General features: G+C 68.6%; 15 protein-coding genes. 7 read left to right on the top strand and 8 right to left on the bottom strand.

Features of this window, described 5'->3' with window-relative positions; translation table 11 throughout:
- Window positions 1–1,503 precede the first annotated feature (1,503 nt).
- A complete protein-coding gene (locus CHC09_RS40275) occupies window positions 1,504–2,619 on the top strand; it encodes an NADAR family protein (RefSeq protein ID WP_089298539.1) in 1,116 nt (371 codons plus the stop codon).
- A gap of 13 nt (window positions 2,620–2,632) precedes the next feature.
- Window positions 2,633–3,139 (top strand): hypothetical protein, encoded by a 507-nt coding sequence (locus CHC09_RS40270; RefSeq protein WP_143232842.1) that lies wholly within the window; start codon window positions 2,633–2,635, stop codon window positions 3,137–3,139.
- A gap of 69 nt (window positions 3,140–3,208) precedes the next feature.
- On the opposite strand, the gene CHC09_RS40265 is transcribed toward CHC09_RS40270, so the two are convergent.
- From CHC09_RS40265 to CHC09_RS40255, 3 genes are read right to left on the bottom strand one after another with little or no spacing between them, the layout of a single operon-like run.
- A complete protein-coding gene (locus CHC09_RS40265) occupies window positions 3,209–3,832 on the bottom strand; it encodes a lysoplasmalogenase (RefSeq protein WP_089298529.1) in 624 nt (207 codons plus the stop codon).
- A complete protein-coding gene (locus tag CHC09_RS40260; protein ID WP_089298528.1) occupies window positions 3,829–4,656 on the bottom strand; it encodes a sterol desaturase family protein in 828 nt (275 codons plus the stop codon). The genes CHC09_RS40265 and CHC09_RS40260 overlap by 4 nt, the downstream gene beginning before the upstream one ends.
- A complete protein-coding gene (locus CHC09_RS40255; RefSeq protein ID WP_089298527.1) occupies window positions 4,653–5,387 on the bottom strand; it encodes a FadR/GntR family transcriptional regulator in 735 nt (244 codons plus the stop codon). The genes CHC09_RS40260 and CHC09_RS40255 overlap by 4 nt, the downstream gene beginning before the upstream one ends.
- Window positions 5,388–5,609: 222 nt before the next feature.
- On the opposite strand from CHC09_RS40255, the gene CHC09_RS40250 reads away from it, so the two are divergent.
- The gene (locus tag CHC09_RS40250; RefSeq protein ID WP_089298526.1) at window positions 5,610–6,014 is read left to right on the top strand and encodes a PPOX class F420-dependent oxidoreductase; all 405 of its coding nucleotides are present in this window, start codon (window positions 5,610–5,612) and stop codon (window positions 6,012–6,014) included.
- Here CHC09_RS40250 and CHC09_RS40245 read toward each other — a convergent pair.
- Entirely contained in the window at window positions 6,011–7,069 is a 1,059-nt protein-coding gene (locus tag CHC09_RS40245; protein ID WP_179277481.1) for a glycoside hydrolase family 26 protein, read from the bottom strand. The two genes, CHC09_RS40250 and CHC09_RS40245, sit on opposite strands and share 4 nt — an antisense overlap.
- Before the next feature lie 417 nt (window positions 7,070–7,486).
- Between CHC09_RS40245 and bglS the strand changes: the two genes are divergently transcribed.
- Complete coding sequence (gene bglS / locus CHC09_RS40240; protein WP_089298524.1) at window positions 7,487–8,260, top strand: beta-glucanase; 774 nt, start codon at window positions 7,487–7,489, stop codon at window positions 8,258–8,260.
- Window positions 8,261–8,365: 105 nt separating this feature from the next.
- A complete protein-coding gene (locus tag CHC09_RS40235) occupies window positions 8,366–9,379 on the top strand; it encodes a LacI family DNA-binding transcriptional regulator (protein ID WP_089298523.1) in 1,014 nt (337 codons plus the stop codon).
- Between the two features lie 30 nt (window positions 9,380–9,409).
- On the opposite strand, the gene CHC09_RS40230 is transcribed toward CHC09_RS40235, so the two are convergent.
- Window positions 9,410–9,808 (bottom strand): MmcQ/YjbR family DNA-binding protein, encoded by a 399-nt coding sequence (locus CHC09_RS40230; protein WP_089298522.1) that lies wholly within the window; start codon window positions 9,806–9,808, stop codon window positions 9,410–9,412.
- 230 nt (window positions 9,809–10,038) lie between these two features.
- Between CHC09_RS40230 and CHC09_RS40225 the strand changes: the two genes are divergently transcribed.
- Both CHC09_RS40225 and CHC09_RS40220 read left to right on the top strand, forming a co-directional pair.
- Window positions 10,039–11,925, top strand: a complete 1,887-nt coding sequence (locus CHC09_RS40225; protein ID WP_089298521.1) for a hypothetical protein — start codon at window positions 10,039–10,041, stop codon at window positions 11,923–11,925.
- 69 nt (window positions 11,926–11,994) lie between these two features.
- Complete coding sequence (locus CHC09_RS40220) at window positions 11,995–12,537, top strand: hypothetical protein (RefSeq protein ID WP_089298520.1); 543 nt, start codon at window positions 11,995–11,997, stop codon at window positions 12,535–12,537.
- Window positions 12,538–12,609: 72 nt separating this feature from the next.
- Here the strand turns inward: CHC09_RS40220 and CHC09_RS40215 are convergent, their stop codons facing one another.
- The 3 genes from CHC09_RS40215 to CHC09_RS40205 all read right to left on the bottom strand — a co-directional run bounded on the left by CHC09_RS40215 (window position 12,610) and on the right by CHC09_RS40205 (window position 16,304).
- Complete coding sequence (locus CHC09_RS40215) at window positions 12,610–13,350, bottom strand: hypothetical protein (protein WP_089298519.1); 741 nt, start codon at window positions 13,348–13,350, stop codon at window positions 12,610–12,612.
- Between the two features lie 54 nt (window positions 13,351–13,404).
- Window positions 13,405–15,063 carry a serine/threonine-protein kinase gene (locus CHC09_RS40210; RefSeq protein WP_089298518.1) on the bottom strand — a complete coding sequence of 553 codons (1,659 nt, stop codon included), beginning with the start codon at window positions 15,061–15,063 and terminating at the stop codon, window positions 13,405–13,407.
- Window positions 15,064–15,203: 140 nt separating this feature from the next.
- Window positions 15,204–16,304: a lysylphosphatidylglycerol synthase transmembrane domain-containing protein gene (locus tag CHC09_RS40205; protein WP_089298517.1), complete on the bottom strand. Its 1,101-nt coding sequence runs from the start codon at window positions 16,302–16,304 to the stop codon at window positions 15,204–15,206.
- Window positions 16,305–16,442 lie beyond the last annotated feature (138 nt).

Raw genomic sequence — 16,442 nt, 5'->3', positions numbered from 1 at the left:
TCCTCAGCAGTGGAACGCCTACGCCTACTCCAACAACAACCCGATCACGTTCAGCGACCCCACCGGCCGCATGCTCGACACCGGCAACGGTGATGGAAGCGGCCAGCGCCTCAATCCCGTGACTCAGCAGGTTCTCAGCGAGGGAAGAAACGGCGCCGTCAACAAGCACTACAGCAACAGGTACGGGCGTAACGGCACTGTCACCACGAGGTACCGTGACGGCAAAAAGCCCACGATCAATGGTGTCACGCCCCGCAAGGGTGCACCCGACATCGACGCGCTGGCCGCCGGCGTGGACCGTGCTCGCGGCGACCTGCCGTTGACGCTGTGCACCGAATGGTGCGAAGCCGACACGCTGGACATGATGTTCTATGCCTGTGTCAGGGAGTACGTCAAGTGCAGTAAGGATTTCAAAGACAACCTCGAAATCGACAGAATTATCTCGATCTGCCAGGAGATCGGCTGTTTCGGGCGCGGCGGCTACAAGAATTCGGGCAGGCGGAAGCCGGCCAAGAAGCGGAAACTCGACCTCGACCTCGATCTGGACAGCTGCGAGGCCGGATTCAACAGTTTCGGTGCCGATACCAAAGTGCTCATGGCCGACGGAAGCGCGAAGAAATTCGCGGATCTGAAGCCGGGTGACGAAGTCCTTGCCACCGACCCCGAGACGGGGGAGCAGGGGCCCCGCGAGATCGAAGCGGTCTGGGTCCACGACGACGACCTCTACGAACTCACCGTCGACGGCGAATCCGTGATCACCACCGAGGATCACCCGTTCTGGAACGAGACCGATCAGGAATGGCAGCACGCCGAGGCGCTTGATCCGGGCGACCTGGTGCTGACCGCCTCCGGCGTCGTGCGGGTGACCGGTTTCCACAAGTCGGCACACCGTGTCGCGCGGGCCTACAACCTGACGGTCGCGGACTTGCACACGTACTACGTGTTCGCCGGTGAAGCCCCGATCCTGGTCCATAACTGCGACCTCTACCGTGGCGATGACCGAGAACCGGGGGAAATCTTCAAGACCGGATTCGATGCCCTCGGCACGAACCTTGACATGGAAGATCACCTGTCACAAAAAAAGGGTGTTGCTCCCTCCGCATGGGTCTCCACGAGTAGCAAGAAGTCTGTGGCTGAAGAGGGGGGAAGATACGTTTACGTCATTCGGGGGGTAAATGGTTTCGACGTTAACGAGCACATGCCAGGCACTTTGTACGAAGAAGAGCATGAAGTGGCGGTCTACCGACGTATTGACCCGAAGAATATTGTCGGAGCTTATCTGCCGGGAGGAAGATTTGCTCCTAATCCAGCGTACGACGATTAACGTCGACCTGGCCTGAACGATGCTGTGATCCGGTTCGCCCTCCATGGGGGCGGGCCGGATCGCGGCCCTTGCCGCTCATCACTCGTTACGCCGTTGGGACTGGCGTCGACGATGTGCTGTTCAACAGGCCCTGCTCGGCCTCTTCGGAGGCCACTCGAACGGGGCGCTAGCATATTGTGATGCTCCGGACGCGGCGAACCTATCGATATGTCGACGAAATTCGCGTCGATGGAACATGGAAACATGTGTTCATTCGTGCTTGGAATGAGTACGAATTGAGCGACCTACTCATATATGCAGACGGATTGATCGACAGTCATAGCGGCCCTCTGATTGATCTGAGCGGGCTGCGCCAGGAACTCGATGCCGGCCGGATCGCCCCGCTTCCCGAAGAGGGTTCAAGGGCTTCGGCGGACGCGATCTCATGGCAGTTCAACGATGTCCGGACCAGAGTCGACGCGGATATGTTCGTCGGTGAGGTCGGGGACATCATCGACCGGCTCAATGGGCGACCCGACTCGGCAGGACGGTGTCTTGCGGCCGTCGCCGCCTACCTCGATGACATGAGTGAGGACAATCGCCTCCTGTTGCGCGAGCGGTACCTTGCCGTCCCCGAACATCGCCGCCGCCGTGCCCTTCGAGGGAGGGATGACGCGCTGCGCGTGTTGACCACGGATGTCGGCGACTCGTCCTCGGAAACGATCACGGCAGAGGATCATGCCGATGCCGTGGCGACCCTTCGCAGCAAGCTACGCCGGGATGCGGACACCGCTGCCACCAATGCCGCCGTCAGAACTCGGGTGCAGGCTGACGGCCCGGTCGAGGCTACGAACCCGCCGATCTACATCTACTCGACACGCCGTCCGGACCTGCGCGGGCTGTCCAACTATTTCCCCGCACCCATCGCGGTCGATGGACAGATCTATCCAACGGTGGCGCACGCATACTGGGCGCTGTCGACCGACGACGTGCAATGGCGCGACCGAATTGCCGCCGAGCCCAACCCGTTCCACGTGTCGGACCTGGCAGCCGAGGCTCCTCGCCGTCCGGAGTGGCCGAAACTGAGACTGGCGGTCATGCACCGCCTCCTGCACATCAAGTACGAGCAGCACCCCGAACTTGCCCGCAGCCTGCTCGTGACCGGTGACGCGCCGATGATTTGCGCGGAACACGGCGTGTCCGATTACTGGGGAGAGGGCGGCGGCAACTGGATCGGCCGGCTCCTCGAGGTCGTCCGCTCCGAACTGCTGGCGGCCGAGGCCCTTCGGCCGTCATCCCCATCACCGGCGGAATGAAATGGAGGACCGTATGCCGGCCGGCAGCCGCGGCGATCGTCAAGTGTTCGTGTACCGCTTCGACTTCGGCGGTGGCGAAAGGGAAGTGGTGTCCCTGCTCGAGTCGGACTGGGCCTTCCGTCATGGACTGCGGGCAGACGGCATCCTGGGCTCCGTGAGGGCGGGTGCGAACCCGGACGACCTGGGGCCGGCCGACGTGGAGGAGAACGACGTGTTCGTCAGGCTGCTCTCCACGGTTGTCCAGGACAACATCGGGCAGAGCGACTTCCTGCGGAGAGAGGCGCGGAAACAGGGCGCCGGCTACGTCTACCTGATAGATGGGCGCACGTCGAATCCCGGCGGTCGGGTTCCGCCCGAGGACATCCTCGGCGCGGTCGAGGTGAAGGATGGTCAGGGCGTGGCCGGCTCCTACCGGCACAACCCGCGCCACCGCCTGCTCACCGCCGCGGGGTGGTTCCGCCTACCGGACGAACTCGAGTCCGCGCTGCAGCGCCGACTCCGCGTGCGGACGGCCGATTGACCGGGCGCCGCCACTTACCGTGGGGATGACAACGCTCATCCCCACGGTGGTTCGCAGGATCGTCCCAGGTCAGCCGGGCAGGGCGGACGCCGCGAGCGGTGCTGCGGCGCGGTGTTCCCGTACCCAACCGGTCACGATCAGGGCGAGTGCGGCCACGTACGTCGTCATGACCAGCGCGCCGTGCGCCGGCGCCCGAAGGCCCGCCGCGCCCATCCCGATCAGCAGGTCGGAGACCACGAAGAGCGCGCCCCCGACGGCGACCCGCCGGGAGACCCCCGCCGCTGCCGCGGCCATCGCGATCAACGCGAGGCTGTAGAGCAGCACGGGTACGCGTAGAGCACCCAACCGATCCCACAGCAGCGCGTTCGCCAGCACCCAGATCAGCCCGTACCCGGCGAACGCGAGCCGCACCGGCCGGGCCCGCCGCAGGAACGCGACGATGAAGCACACCTGTGCGCCGAGGAAGCACAGCATCCCGGCCAGGAAGGCGCTCTGTCCCGGTATCAGCAGGGCGATGTCCCCGGCGGTGGCGAAGCCGAGCGCGACCACGACCAGGCCCGGCCGCTGGTACCGCAACAGGTACACGATGAGCAGCGGCGCCAGCAACGGCTTGGTGATCCACTGCAGAACGGTCCAGTCGGCTGCCACCGAGATGATCTCGGCGATGGCGACGGTGACGAACAGGGGGATCATGCGGTGGGCTGCCAGCCGGGACGGCCGAACAGGTAACCGGCCCGGTCCCGCCAACTGTTCGCACCGCGCAGGTCGTGCCAGATCGCCGCGTACTCGTGGGTGGCGACCTTGAGGGGGTTGAAGGTCTGGATGTTGCTGGTCAGCCCGTACCGGACGCGCTCTCCCTCGGGTTCGAAGCTGCCGAACAGCCGGTCCCAGACGATCAGGATGCCGCCGTAGTTGCGGTCCAGGTACGGGTCGTTGGAACCGTGGTGCACCCGGTGATGCGACGGGGTGTTGAAGAACCATTCGATCGGCCGGGGCAGCTTGCCGACGCGCTCGGTGTGCAGGAAGAACTGGTACGCCAGGCTGATCGACTGCTGCAGGAAGATCATCCACGGCGGGAAGCCCAGCGCCGCCAGGCCGAGCCAGAACGGCAGCGAGGTCATCGGCGTCCAGCTCTGCCGCAGGGCGGTGGAGAGGTTGTAGAACTGGCTGGAGTGGTGCACCACGTGCCCGGCCCACAGCACCCGCACCTCGTGGTGAAGCCGGTGGAACCAGTAGTAGGCGAGATCGTCGGCGAAGAACAGCAGCACCCACACCCACCAGTCGTGCGGGTCCAGTTTGAACGGTCTGATCACGTAGAGGCCGGCGAAGGCGATCGCGGTGAACAGCTTCCACGGCACGCCGATGATCTGGCTGCCGATGCCCATGGACAGGCTGGTGGCGGTGTCGCGGGCCTCGTAGCCGCGCTCCTCGTCGTCCGGCAGGAAGCGGAACGACAGGAACTCCATGGCTATCAGCAGGAGGAAGGCGGGAACGGCGTACAGAACGGCGGGGATCATGAGTGAGGGGCTCCGATCTCTCCGGTGGCGGGGGTGGTCTCGGCGGTGGTTTCCGTGGCGAGCAGGGCGCGCGCGACGCGCTCCGCGCCGGCGGCGTCGCCGGCGGCGATCAGGTCGGACAGCTTGCGGTGGGCGCCGACGTCCAGCAATTCGGCGGTACGTTGCTGCGCGGGCACATCACCGACCGCGAGGGTGCCGGCCGTGAGGCTGTTGAACGCGAGCAAATAGGTGATGTTGCTGGAGCCCTCGATGACCCGGCGCCAGAAGGCCAGGTCCGCAATCCTCATCCGGGCCAGGTCGGGCACCGCCGCGGCGTACTCGTCGACGGCGCGCGCGATCGCCGCACGGGCGGCCCCGTCGGCTCGCCGGGCGCAGAGCCGGGCCGCGTCCGCGCCGATGCACGCCCGCATCTCCAGCACGTCACGCGCCAGGGTGGCGATCGGCAGGACGTCCCCGGCCATCGTGAGCACCATGGCGAGGTCGAGGCCGGCGGTGGCCCGCCAGTCCAGGACCCGGGTCGCCCCGCCCTGGCTCACCTTGACCAGGCCGAGTTGCTGGAGGCGTCGCAGCGCCTCACGCACGGCGTGCCGGTTGACCGCGAAGGTGGTGGCCAGGTCACGCTCGCTCGGCAGGACATCGTCGGCGGCGTAACGGCCGCCGACGATGGCGTCGCGCAGCTGGCCGAACACGTGGTCCGAAACGGACTGCCGGGGTGCCGGCTCGAAACTCATGGCGGCAGCGTGCCCCACCTCACATCAACCCGTCAACTGGTTGGACCAGTTATCGCCGCCGATCGGAAGATTCGACAGTCAGCCCTCCGAAGCAGCTCTTCCGGCAACTCGACCGGGACGCGTGCGTCGACAGCGGCGCTCCGGTCGCGTACCGCGGACGGAGGGCGAAACGTCGTGTGCGGTGTTGACCTCAACCTTGGTTGAGGGCGCAGGCTGGTCCGCATGACCTTCAGCGCAGTGGAGCTCGAGTATCTGGCGGGGCAGGTCCTGGGACGGCTGGCGACGGTGCAGCCGGACGGCTCACCGCAGGTCAACCCGGTCGGGTTCCGATGGAACGCGGCGACCGGGACGATCGACATCGGCGGCTACAACATGGCGGCCAGCCGGAAGTTCCGGAACGTGGCGGACAACGGGCGGGTCGCGTTCGTCGTCGACGACGTCCCGTCGACGAATCCGTGGCGGGTGCGGTGCCTGGAGATCCGCGGACGCGGCGAGGCGATCACCGAGCCGGACGCGATCATCCGGATCCACCCGCAGCGTATTCTCGCGTTCGGCCTCGACGAGCCCGACCGGGAACCGCACCGCCTCGCCGTGAACAAGCGCAACGTCGCGGAGGCACATGGTTAACGCGGTGCGTGCACCGTGGCGACCTCTGAGCGGGCGTAGCCGGCGGCGACGCGGGCCAGCTCCCGGCCTCGTCCCTTCATGTACCTCTGCCGCACCCAGGAGGTGAAGGCGGTGAGCGCGGCCGGCGACGAACTCGGCGACCAGGGCTCCTCCTTGGTGAGGTCGAAGTAGGTGAGCAGTTTGAGGTCGGGGTACGCATCCGAGCGCAGCGTCGTGTCCATCTCCCGGAACCACCGGGCCTTGTCGCCGCCGTCCTCGCTGGACGCGAACTCGCCGAGCATCACGGGCCGTTTCGGCGCGATGGTGCGGGCCTTGGCGTACGCGGTGGCGAAGGTCGTGTCGAAGGTCGTCCAGTGGTCGCCGGCCGGATCCCAGGACGGGCCGAATCCCCAGTTGTATCCGTCGATTCCGACCCAATCGACGTACCTGTCGCCGGGGTAGGCGGCGGCCGGGTCGTTGTAGGCCGCGTCCGGCGACGACCCGTTGTTGTACGCCCACACCCACTGCACGTTGCGCGCCCCGGTGGCCGTGACCAGGTCGTGGACGTGCCGGTACGCCCGTACGTACAGCGAAGGGTCGGTGTTGTTGTTCGCGATGCCCCACGGGTACCAGTTGCCGTTGAACTCGTGTGCCCAGCGGACCATGATCGGCGCCCGGACGGCGGCGAACTCCCTGGCACGTGCCCTGATGTAGGTGTCCCAGGCGCCGTCGACGATGTCGGTCAGGTGGATCTGCCCGGGGTCGGCGGGGCCGAGCGCGGTATTCCAGGGCTCCCAGGTGTAATGCGGCATGACGCCGCGCCGCCAGAGCGCCCTGGCGGCGCTCACCGGGAACGGCAGGCCGCTTGCCCAGCTGTCGAACCACATCACGCTCGCGGGAGTGACGCCGTACCGCCTCTCGACGTCGGCCGCGATCGCCGCGGGGTCCTCCTCGCGGAACATGCCAAGGTATCGAGGCGTGTCCGGGCAGGCCGGCGCCGCGTGCGCACCGGTGGCATCGGACATCGCCGCGGTCACCGCGGCCGCCGCCGTACCCAGCAGGGTTCGCCTTCGCATGTTGCCTCCAGACAGTCCTGAGAGCGCTCTCGCGGTCTTGGAAGCGCTTCCAGCGAAAAGATAAGACTCGCGGTCATCGATGTAAAGACCGGATGTCGTTGCTGATGAGACGGGGCGGGTCCCCCGCGCTGCTGGATGCCGATGAGCGGTCATTCATGCAGCTACAGCGATTTCGCCCACGCTGGATCCTTGACAAGTTTCATCGTGCGGTAACAAACTCGCCATAGATGTTGCTGGATCGTCTGCTTGGAAGCGCTTCCAGTTTTCCCGGATCCAGCCACGGGTCGATGTAGACCCTCCCCGGCGTCGGCCGCGCCGCGCGTCACCCGCGGTCCGTATCGCCCATCCCCGTTCGTCATGCACGACGCGACCTCCCCCCCCGGCATGACGGAACCCGCACGGAAACCGGAGACGTCAATGCTCATCACTCGGTCTCGCGTTCTGACGGCGTCAGCCGCCGCCGTCGTCTGCATCGTCGCCGCCCTGACCGGAACCGGCGCCGCGCCGGCCGAAGCCGCCATCGGCCCCAGCTTCACCGACAACTTCGACGGGTTCGACACCGGCCGCTGGTACAAGGCCGACGGCTACAGCAACGGCGGCATGTTCAACGCCGGCTGGCGCGCCGATCACGTCTGGTTCAGCGGCGGCGTCATGGGGATCAACCTGGACACCCAGTCCTGTCCGGGCGGTTGCTCCGGCAAGCCGTACGCCTCCGGCGAATATCGCACCACCGACCTGTTCTCGTACGGCCGCTTCGAGGCGCGCCTGAAGGCCGTCAAGAACCCTGGCACCGTGACCTCGTTCTTCACCTACACCGGGCCCAGCGACGGCCAGCCCTGGGACGAGATCGACGTGGAGATCCTCGGCAAGAACACCACCCAGCTGCAGCTCAACTACTTCACGAACGGCGTCGGCGGCCACGAGACCGTCATCAACCTGGGCTTCGACGCCTCGACCGGCTACCACAACTACGCCTTCGAGTGGTGGAACGGCGGCACCATCAACTGGTTCGTCGACGGGGCGCTCGTCCACCAGGAGAACGGCTCGCGCGGACCGCTGCCGACCCACCCGCAACGCATCATGATGAACCTCTGGCCCGGCATCGGCGTCGACAGCTGGCTACAGCCCTTCACGTACCCCGGCACCAAACTGACCGCCAGTTACGACTGGGCCAGGTACACCAGGTACTGACCGTTCCGGGGCCGGGGCGGGGAGCCCGGCTCGGCCCCGAACCGGGCCTCGAACCGCCCGAACGACACGCTAGCCTGGTGATCGGTTCGAGCGGAGGGGGCACGGATGTCGTCACCGGACCCCGCACGGCCACCGACGCTCGACGAGGTCGCCGAGCGGGCGCGGGTGTCACGCACGGTGGCGTCCCGGGTGATCAACAACGGGCCGCACGTGAGCCGCGCGAAACGCGACGCGGTGGAGAAGGCGATCCGGGAACTCGGCTTCACGCCGAATCGGGCCGCGCGGGCTCTGGCGACCCGGCAGAGCGGTCTGGTGGTGCTGGCCGTCTCCGGTGACGGGCCGGGAGTGTTCGCGGACCCGTTCTTCGGGCAGATCATGGTCGGTGCGTCCACCGCGCTGGAGAAGACGGACCTGCACCTGGTGCTCAGCCTGGCCACGACCGGTCACGGTCAGCAGCGGCTGGAGAGGTTCCTGCAGACCCGGGGAGCCGACGGGGTGATGCTGGTGGCGCTGCGCGGTGACGACCCGCTGATCGGCATCGCCACGCGATCCGGACTGCCCACCGTCTTCATCGGGCTGCCGATGGCGGGGACACCACCGTTCTACGTGGAGGCCGACAACGCGGGCGGGGCGCGAGCGGCCACCGAATACCTCCTGCGCGGCGGGCGCCGGCGGATCGCCATGATCACCGGTCCGGACGACACCGCGGTCGGCCGGGAGCGCCGGCGCGGCTACACCGAGGCGCTGACGCTCGCGGGCCTCGGGCCGTACGCCACCGAACCCGGGGATTTCATGGAGGCCGGCGGCGCCACGGCGATGCGCGCGCTGTTGAGCACGCACCCGGACCTCGACGCCGTGCTCGCGGCGAACGACAACATGGCGGCCGGGGCGTTGCGGGTGTTGCGTGACGCCGGGCGCAGGGTGCCCGAGGACGTGGCCGTGATGGGCTTCGACGATCTGCCGATCGCCTTGCAGACGGATCCCGAGCTGACCACGATTCATCAGCCGGTGCAGGCGCTGGGCCGTGAGGCCGCCCGCATGCTGACCGACCTGCTCGACGGCGTCCAGCCGGAGCCGTTCATCCTGCCCACGAAGGTGGTCGTCCGGGGATCGGCCTGACAGCGCCGCGAGGCCGCGCCGGGCACCCGGTCAGGGCCGGCGGGAGTCGAGCTCGGCCACCCTGCGCGCCCCGGCCGTACGCCGGTAGCTGGCGTCGAGCAACTCCCCGACCTCATCCCAATCGCTGTCGTCGGCCAGGTCCACCCCGATCCATCCGGAGGCACCGAGGTAGGCCGGTAGGTAACAGCGGTCCTCCGCCAGCAGGGCGTCCCGTTCGCCGGGATCGGTCAGCACCAGCAGCGACTGCTCGTGTTGCCGGTAGACGCCGTCGATTTTCACCGAGCCCCCGTAATAGGCGAAGACCTTGGTGGTGAAGAAGGCGGGATGCCCGTGGGAGATCTTCTCGGCCGCTCCGGGGAGGGCCAGCGCGAGCGCTCGAAGCCGGCGCAGCAACGGGTCCGCCTCGTCGAACATGATGGGATGCGGCATTCCGAAAGGTAACCACACATCGGGACGACGGTGCTGGCACATGACGGCGAGGCCAGGCCGGCCCGACCAGGAACATGCGGTTGATAAAGGGTAAATCGAACATCGTCCGGGTTGTACTCATAGCCTCTTTTGTGCTCATCGTGATCTTCTCGTGATCTTCCAGGGCAGAGGAGTCCGCCACGAAGCATTAGGTTCGTGAGCCAAATTCAAATTTGGTTCACGGGGGAAATATGTACGTGGCATTGGCCTGGTTCAGCGACCGTCGCCTACCCGACGGGGCGATCCGGGCGGCGCGGGAGCGCTTCGACGCTGCCGTCTCCGCGGTCGCGACCGACACGTACGTCCGCCACGAGTTCGGCGGCGAGGACTGGGGAATCACGTTCCTGACCAGCGCCAAGGTGGGTGGGTACCGATGGCCGCTGGTCGCCGCCGAGGGCCCCGTGACCGCGCTGTCGCTGGGTCTGCCGGTCGGTGTGCAGACCACCGGGCCGGTCGCGCTGGCCCGGGACCTGCTCGGCGGCGCGGACATCCACCGTGACGTGCTCCCGCCGTTCGGTCTGATCGCGCTCGACGGTGACCAGCGCGTCGTGATCCAGCAGGACTGGCTCGGCATGTGCCGGCTGTTCACCGGCACGGCCGACGGCATCACCGCGTTCTGCAGCCGGCCCAGCCTGCTGACCACCTTCCTGTACGGCAGGACGGAGCCCGACCTCGAGGGCTGGCGCTCGTACGCGGTCAGTGGGTTCTTCGGCGCCGACCTGTCGCCCGTGCGAGGCGCCCGCCTGATGCAGCCGGGCCAGCGGATCACCAGCCGGCGGCGGGCCGACGGCGGATGGGACCTCGCCACCGAGACCCGGTACAACGTGGACGACCTGGTGGTGTCGGGGTTCGCCGGGCAGGGCCGGCCGGTCGAGGAGTCCCTGGACCTGGCCGCCCAGGCGTTCACGGACATCGCCACCAGCGTCGGCAACCTGTACGACGGGCCGATCAGTCTCGGCCTGTCCGGTGGCAAGGACTCGCGGCTGATCGCCGCCTCGCTGCTCGCGACCGGACACCTGCCGAAGTTCCACACCAACGACGACACCGTGGTCGAGGGTGAGACGGCGGTCCGGCTGATGCAGATCCTGCGTGACGAGCGAGGCCTCACCCCGGAGCACCGGCTGGCCAAGACCGGTGCGCCGGCGAACGTGCTCACGACCGGCCTGTTCGAGCGCACCGAGCGGCTGCAGCGCCGGTACGACTTCCAGTTCCCGTCGAGCTACACGATCCGCCCGGCCGTGGAGACGCACCTTCCGCACGCCCTCGGCGCGGTCAACTTCAGCGGCGTCGGCGGCGAGCTGGCCACCGGATACTGGTACCCCACGGTCGAGGGCAAGACGCCGGAGGAGGAGGTGCTGGGCCGCCTGACCAGTGCGGTGCCGCGGAACGGCGTCGCTCCGGAAGTGATCGACATCGAACGGGAGCGGGTCGCGGCCCTGTTCGACCGTGCCCGGGGGCTCGGGCTGCGCGACCTGCACCTGGTCGACTACCTCTACCTGATCGAGCGGGTTCGCCGGTGGTACTCCTCGGCGTACGTCATCGGCAGTATCACTCCGTTCCTGTCCCCGGGCTTCGTCGCCGCCACGTTCGGCGTCACCGCGGAGCAGAAGCGCGACTACCTCCTGCACACCAGCCTGATCGGGCGGTTCATTCCGGAGTGGTCCGAGGTCCCGTTCGTCACCGCGTTCCACGGCACGACGACCGCCACCCGGATCTGGGACGGCGACGGCGTCAAGGCGATCTCCGATCTGCTGGAGACGGCGCAGGGCCCGATCGCCCAGCTGATCAAACGCGACGTGGTCGAGAAGACGCTGACCACCGCGGTCCGGACCGACAAGTCCTCGGAGCTCATCCTGCGCCACTTCACCTACCTGGCGGTGGCCTCCACGCTGCTCGAACCGGAGACCGTCGAGCCGGCGACCGGCGAGACGTACGCCCGGGTCACCGCCCCGCCCCGCGCCCCGGCGCCGAAGACCCGGCCGGCGGACCGGTCCCGGCTGCGGCGGCTGAAGACGACGTGGCTCTGGAGGGCCGCTCGGCGGGTCCTCAAGCCCGCCCTGCAGAAGGTGAGATCGTAGCGACTCCGTACGGCCCCGCACCCAGGCAGGACGGAGGCGGGGCCGTGAGCCCGGTGCCATGATGATCGGGTGTCTGTTCTGACCGACTACTTCGCCACCGGCTCCGACGGTGTGGCGGCGACCGCCCTCGACTACGTCGAGGGGCAGCCGAGTCTGCTCGATCTCCCTGCCGAGGAAGTCGCGGCCGGCAAGGTGCTGTACCGAGTCGCGCCGCACGAAGCGACAAGGCCCCGGGTGCAGGTAGCGCAGTCGGGGATCCTCGTCGTGCAGAGCAAGGGTGTCGACCCGACCTGCCTGGCGCGGCTGGAAGAGATTCTCACCGGGCGCCCGTATAACGAGGTGAACGCCGATCCGCGGCAGGCCACTCTGATCGCGCCGGCTCGGAACGAGGACATCGACGGACGGATCGTGCTGTCGGTGACGGACACGCTCCGCGACGCCTTGGCGTCGCTGGAACCATCGGCGCAGGCCCAGGTGGCGCGGCGGTGGGCGAGCGCGGAGTTCGACGGTGCCGCCGAGGACAGCCTGACGTTGTTTCTCGCCGCTCTCACGGATCTGGCGCGACGAGCGGTCGTCAACGAGGACCGGCTCTACTGCTGCGTCTGCTTCTGACCAGACGCTCCTGAGTGCTTCAGAGTCGTCTCGACAATGCGGAACTCGACATGGAGATCGTGTCCGGCTCGCTCAGCCGCGTCGGCAACGGTAGGTGACGTCCGTGCTGGACTGGAGCGGCGACGGTTCGATGATGTTGACGGTGGCGGTCTCGGTGGTCGTACCGACGCCGGTGAACGTCCATTTGAGGGTGAGGGTGGCGATGCGCTGGCCGCTGCCGACCTGCTCGGTGAGCAGGGCGCCCGGCCCCGCGTCCGAACGGAGCCACTGGTAGCGGATCACGCCGCGCCGGCCGTTGGTGTGCACGGTGGCGACCACGTCGACGGTTACATTGCAGCGGTTTCCGGCAGGCTGGGGTACGGCCACCGCCGCGCTCTCCACGACAAGCGGGCGGAACTGCTGCCAGACGTAGAGACCGATCACCACGACCAGCGCGAGGGTCAACAGGGTGGAGAGCAGGGACACCACCCGGCGCCACAGCGGACGCGGGCGCCCGGCCGTGGCGGTCTCCGGCCAGGCGGGGGTGGCCACCGGGGCCGGTGGCACGCCGGGCCCGAAGCGCGTCTCGCCCTGGGCGCGCACGGTCTGCGCCGTCACATCCGCGTGCAGGGTCGGAGCGGTCGGCGGGATGTGCACCGTGGAAGCGGTCGGGTTCGGCCCGGGCAGGTACGCGGTCCGGTCGGCCGGGCTGACGTGGACCGTCGCGTCCGGATCGCCGAAATTCACCGTGGGGACTGGGCGGTCGATGGTCTTCCACGGATCGGCGGGCGCCGGCAGCGTCCGGTCGTCGATGGGTTCCTCCGGCCGGGTCACGCCCGCCGTCCCCGCGTCGACAGGTGCCTCTGTGCAGCAAGCACTGACGTGCTCCTAACCGGGAGTGCAGATGTTGTCGAGGGTCACGTACGTCGGTGACGCCGACCGGGCCGTATTGCCCGCCGCGTCGACGGCGACGACGGAGATCGGTATGCGGGTTGCCGTCTTCGGCATCGGCAGCGGGCCGAGCGTACCCCGGAACGCGTTCCTTCCGACCGAGCTCATCGTGACGGTCGAGGTGGTGCCGCTCAGGGTGTAGCGGAAGCTGACCTTCAGCGCGGCCGGGCCGCTCCGGTCGTCGGTGACGCTGACCGCGACGGTGCTCGTGCGATTGCCGTACTGGCAGCCCTCCGCCTCCAGCGCCGTCGGTTTCGCACTGACGGTGCCGACCGTGGGAGCGGTGGTGTCGGGCCGGGACGACGGGGAGGTGCTGGTCGACGGGCTCGGCGTGGGGGAGGTGGTGGTGGGCGGGGCGGACGGGGACTGACCGGACGAACCGCCAGGTTCCGTCGTCGGTGTCGGGCTGGTCGTCGCGGTCTGCGTCGCCGAGTCGCTGGGCGTCGACGAGGCCGACGATGTCGGCGAGGTGGCCGGCGGAATCGTGCTGGACGGCCCGGTCACCGCCGGACCGGCGCTGGTCGGGCCGGCCTCGCCTCCCGCGATGACCGGGCTCTCGTCGGCGGCGTAGCGATATCCCAGCCCGGCGACCAGCAGGGCGGCCGCGAGGGCGCTGGCGGCCACCGCGGTCCACTTGCGATTACGGCGGAAGCCGCCGGGGCGGCCGGGCGTGGTGTCGCCGAGCGTCGTGGTGGCGAGGCTGGTGGCGCCCGCGTTGCCGTCGGGGAACGGCCACAGCGCGGCGAGCAGGGCGGCCCGGCGTGCCAGGTCGCGCAGCCCGCGGTCCTCCCATTCCGGGCCGTACGCCGCTCCGGCCACCTGCTCCAGGATGTCGAGGAAGGCGATGGCGTGCTGGGGCCGGTCGGCGGGCTGTTTGGCCATGCCGTGCCGGAGCAGGTCGTGTACCGGTGCCGGGGCCGGATCCGTCGGGATGGGCGCGTTGGTGTGCTGTTCGTGCAGGGCGAACAGGTTCTGTCCGTCGTACGGCGGTTTGCCGGTGAGGCACTCGAAGAAGGTGGCCGTGGCGGCGTAGATGTCGCAGGCGGGCGTCGCCGGGGCGCCGGTCCACTGCTCGGGGGCCATGTAGCGAGGCGTGCCGGTGACGACGGTGCCGGTTCCCCGGCCGACCGGCGTGGCGATGCCGAAGTCCGCGAGTTTGCTCTGCCCCTCCCCGGTCACCAGCACGTTCTCCGGCTTGTAGTCACGGTGCACGACACCGTGGGCGTGTGCCGCGGCCAGCCCGGCGAGGGAGCCCTTCAGCACGCACAGCGCCGACTCGGGGGTGGTCGGGCCGTGCTCGCGCAGCATCTGCCGCAGCGAAACCCCGTTGACCAACTCCATCACGATCGCCGCACCGTCGGCGGACTCGACGTATTCGTACAGCCGGGAGACGTGCGGGTCGTCGATCTCCCCGAGCAGCTGCGCCTCGTTCCGGAAGGCGGCCCGGAACGAAGCGTCGTCCCCGAGGGAGTTCACCAGATACTTGATCGCGACCGGGGTGCCGGTCTCGTCGTGGGTGGCGAGTACGACGCTGCCCGACGCGCCGGCGCCGAGCGGGCGAACAGGCGTGTAGCCGGACAGCTGCCAGCCGCTCATTCGAGGCACTCCACCAGTGAAGGGGCGGATGTCTGCCTCCGCCACGCCGATCAGTCTGGCCCCGTAGAGACGACTGTGGATCCGCGCATCGGATGTTTTCGCCGACCGGAAGGCCGACCCCGGACGCGTCGGCCCCGCGGTCAGGGACGGGTGGCTCGATGGGACAGCACGGTCGAGCGGACGCGCCGCGCCGGAACACAGCGTGGCCGTGACATCGTCGCGTCACCCGCGGCCGGAGTGGAGCGTCGTAGCCGCAACCAGGAGAGCCAGCCCACGCCGATGATGAATCCGAAGCTGATGACGCGGTAGAGGACGACGGCCGTGACCGCGGCGGGGGTGGTGACGCCGCCGGCGATCAGCCCGAGAACCAGGGCACTGTCGATGACGCCGAAGCCGCCCGGCACGATGGTGATCGTTCCGGCGGCCATCGCGGCGCAGAAGGCGAGCAGGGTCGGGGTCAGGCCGGGTGTGGGTGCGCCGACGGCGCGGAAGCACAGCCACAGCCCGATCGCGTCGAGGAGCCAGTTGGCCAGGGCGAGGAGCGTTGCGGCCAGGCCGAGAACGGGACGCAGCCGGGCGGTGCGCAACTGGCCGAGGAAGCCGTGGATGCGTTCGTGCCCGTGATCGGCGGGGCGGCGGCGGAGCCGGTTGACGGCGGTCAACGGGGCGCCGGCCAGCTTCGCGATGGTGTCCGGACGCCGGGCGGCGTGGCGGACGCCGAGGATGAGCAGCGTGGCGGCCAGCAGCAGTCCGGCCAGGTGCGGCCAGTCGGTGTCGCCGCCCGCGGCGATCGCGGCGGCGGCGGTGATGGCGGCCAGGGCGGCGGCGGACAGGATGCCGCTGAGCGCGATGACCCAGGACGCGACGGCGGGGGTGGCGCCGAAGCGGCGCATCTGCTGGTAGTTGAGCTGGGTGGAGAAGGCGGGGCCGCCGGGGAGCGTTTCGTTGAGCGAGTGCGCGGCGTAGGCGAGGCGGGTGTTGTCCAGGTAGGGGGCACGGACGCCGGCGGACTGCAGCAGCCGGCGCTGCATGCGGGCGTAGGCGTTCATCGAGAGGATCTCGGCGGCGGTCGCGAGGGCGAGCCAGCCCGGGTGCGGGCGGTGCAGGTGACGCAGGGCGTCTGTCAGCGAGGGCCAGCCGAGCACCAGTTCGACGGTCAGCAGGGCGAGGACCGCGGCGATCGCGGTGCAGCGGATCCAGCGGCGGCGAACGGCTCCGAGGCCGGGCGGGGCGCTGTTCATGACGGGTCTCCCTGGCCGACGGGTGCTTGTCGCAGCCAAGTATCGGCAGAAACTTGCCCATCATGCAAGTTTTCCCGATGGGAAGCTAAGCCGGATGTGATCCACGGCTCTGCCCGGATCCTATTTCCATAACCTCAT

Origin of the sequence: Actinoplanes regularis (genome assembly GCF_900188005.1) — a bacterium.
GTDB classification, from domain to species: domain Bacteria; phylum Actinomycetota; class Actinomycetes; order Mycobacteriales; family Micromonosporaceae; genus Actinoplanes; species Actinoplanes regularis.
Note: the sequence above shows the minus strand (reverse complement) of the source record. Positions and strands in the feature narration are given on the sequence as shown.

Excerpts from the sequence above, each read along its gene's own strand:
- CHC09_RS40275 (WP_089298539.1), top strand. The coding sequence starts at position 1,504 with ATGCTCCGGACGCGGCGAACCTATCGATATGTCGACGAAATTCGCGTC.
- CHC09_RS40270 (WP_143232842.1), top strand. The coding sequence starts at position 2,633 with ATGCCGGCCGGCAGCCGCGGCGATCGTCAAGTGTTCGTGTACCGCTTC.
- CHC09_RS40265 (WP_089298529.1), bottom strand. The coding sequence starts at position 3,832 with ATGATCCCCCTGTTCGTCACCGTCGCCATCGCCGAGATCATCTCGGTG.
- CHC09_RS40260 (WP_089298528.1), bottom strand. The coding sequence starts at position 4,656 with ATGATCCCCGCCGTTCTGTACGCCGTTCCCGCCTTCCTCCTGCTGATA.
- CHC09_RS40255 (WP_089298527.1), bottom strand. The coding sequence starts at position 5,387 with ATGAGTTTCGAGCCGGCACCCCGGCAGTCCGTTTCGGACCACGTGTTC.
- CHC09_RS40250 (WP_089298526.1), top strand. The coding sequence starts at position 5,610 with ATGACCTTCAGCGCAGTGGAGCTCGAGTATCTGGCGGGGCAGGTCCTG.
- CHC09_RS40245 (WP_179277481.1), bottom strand. The coding sequence starts at position 7,069 with ATGCGAAGGCGAACCCTGCTGGGTACGGCGGCGGCCGCGGTGACCGCG.
- bglS (WP_089298524.1), top strand. The coding sequence starts at position 7,487 with ATGCTCATCACTCGGTCTCGCGTTCTGACGGCGTCAGCCGCCGCCGTC.
- CHC09_RS40235 (WP_089298523.1), top strand. The coding sequence starts at position 8,366 with ATGTCGTCACCGGACCCCGCACGGCCACCGACGCTCGACGAGGTCGCC.
- CHC09_RS40230 (WP_089298522.1), bottom strand. The coding sequence starts at position 9,808 with ATGCCGCATCCCATCATGTTCGACGAGGCGGACCCGTTGCTGCGCCGG.
- CHC09_RS40225 (WP_089298521.1), top strand. The coding sequence starts at position 10,039 with ATGTACGTGGCATTGGCCTGGTTCAGCGACCGTCGCCTACCCGACGGG.
- CHC09_RS40210 (WP_089298518.1), bottom strand. The coding sequence starts at position 15,063 with ATGAGCGGCTGGCAGCTGTCCGGCTACACGCCTGTTCGCCCGCTCGGC.
- CHC09_RS40205 (WP_089298517.1), bottom strand. The coding sequence starts at position 16,304 with ATGAACAGCGCCCCGCCCGGCCTCGGAGCCGTTCGCCGCCGCTGGATC.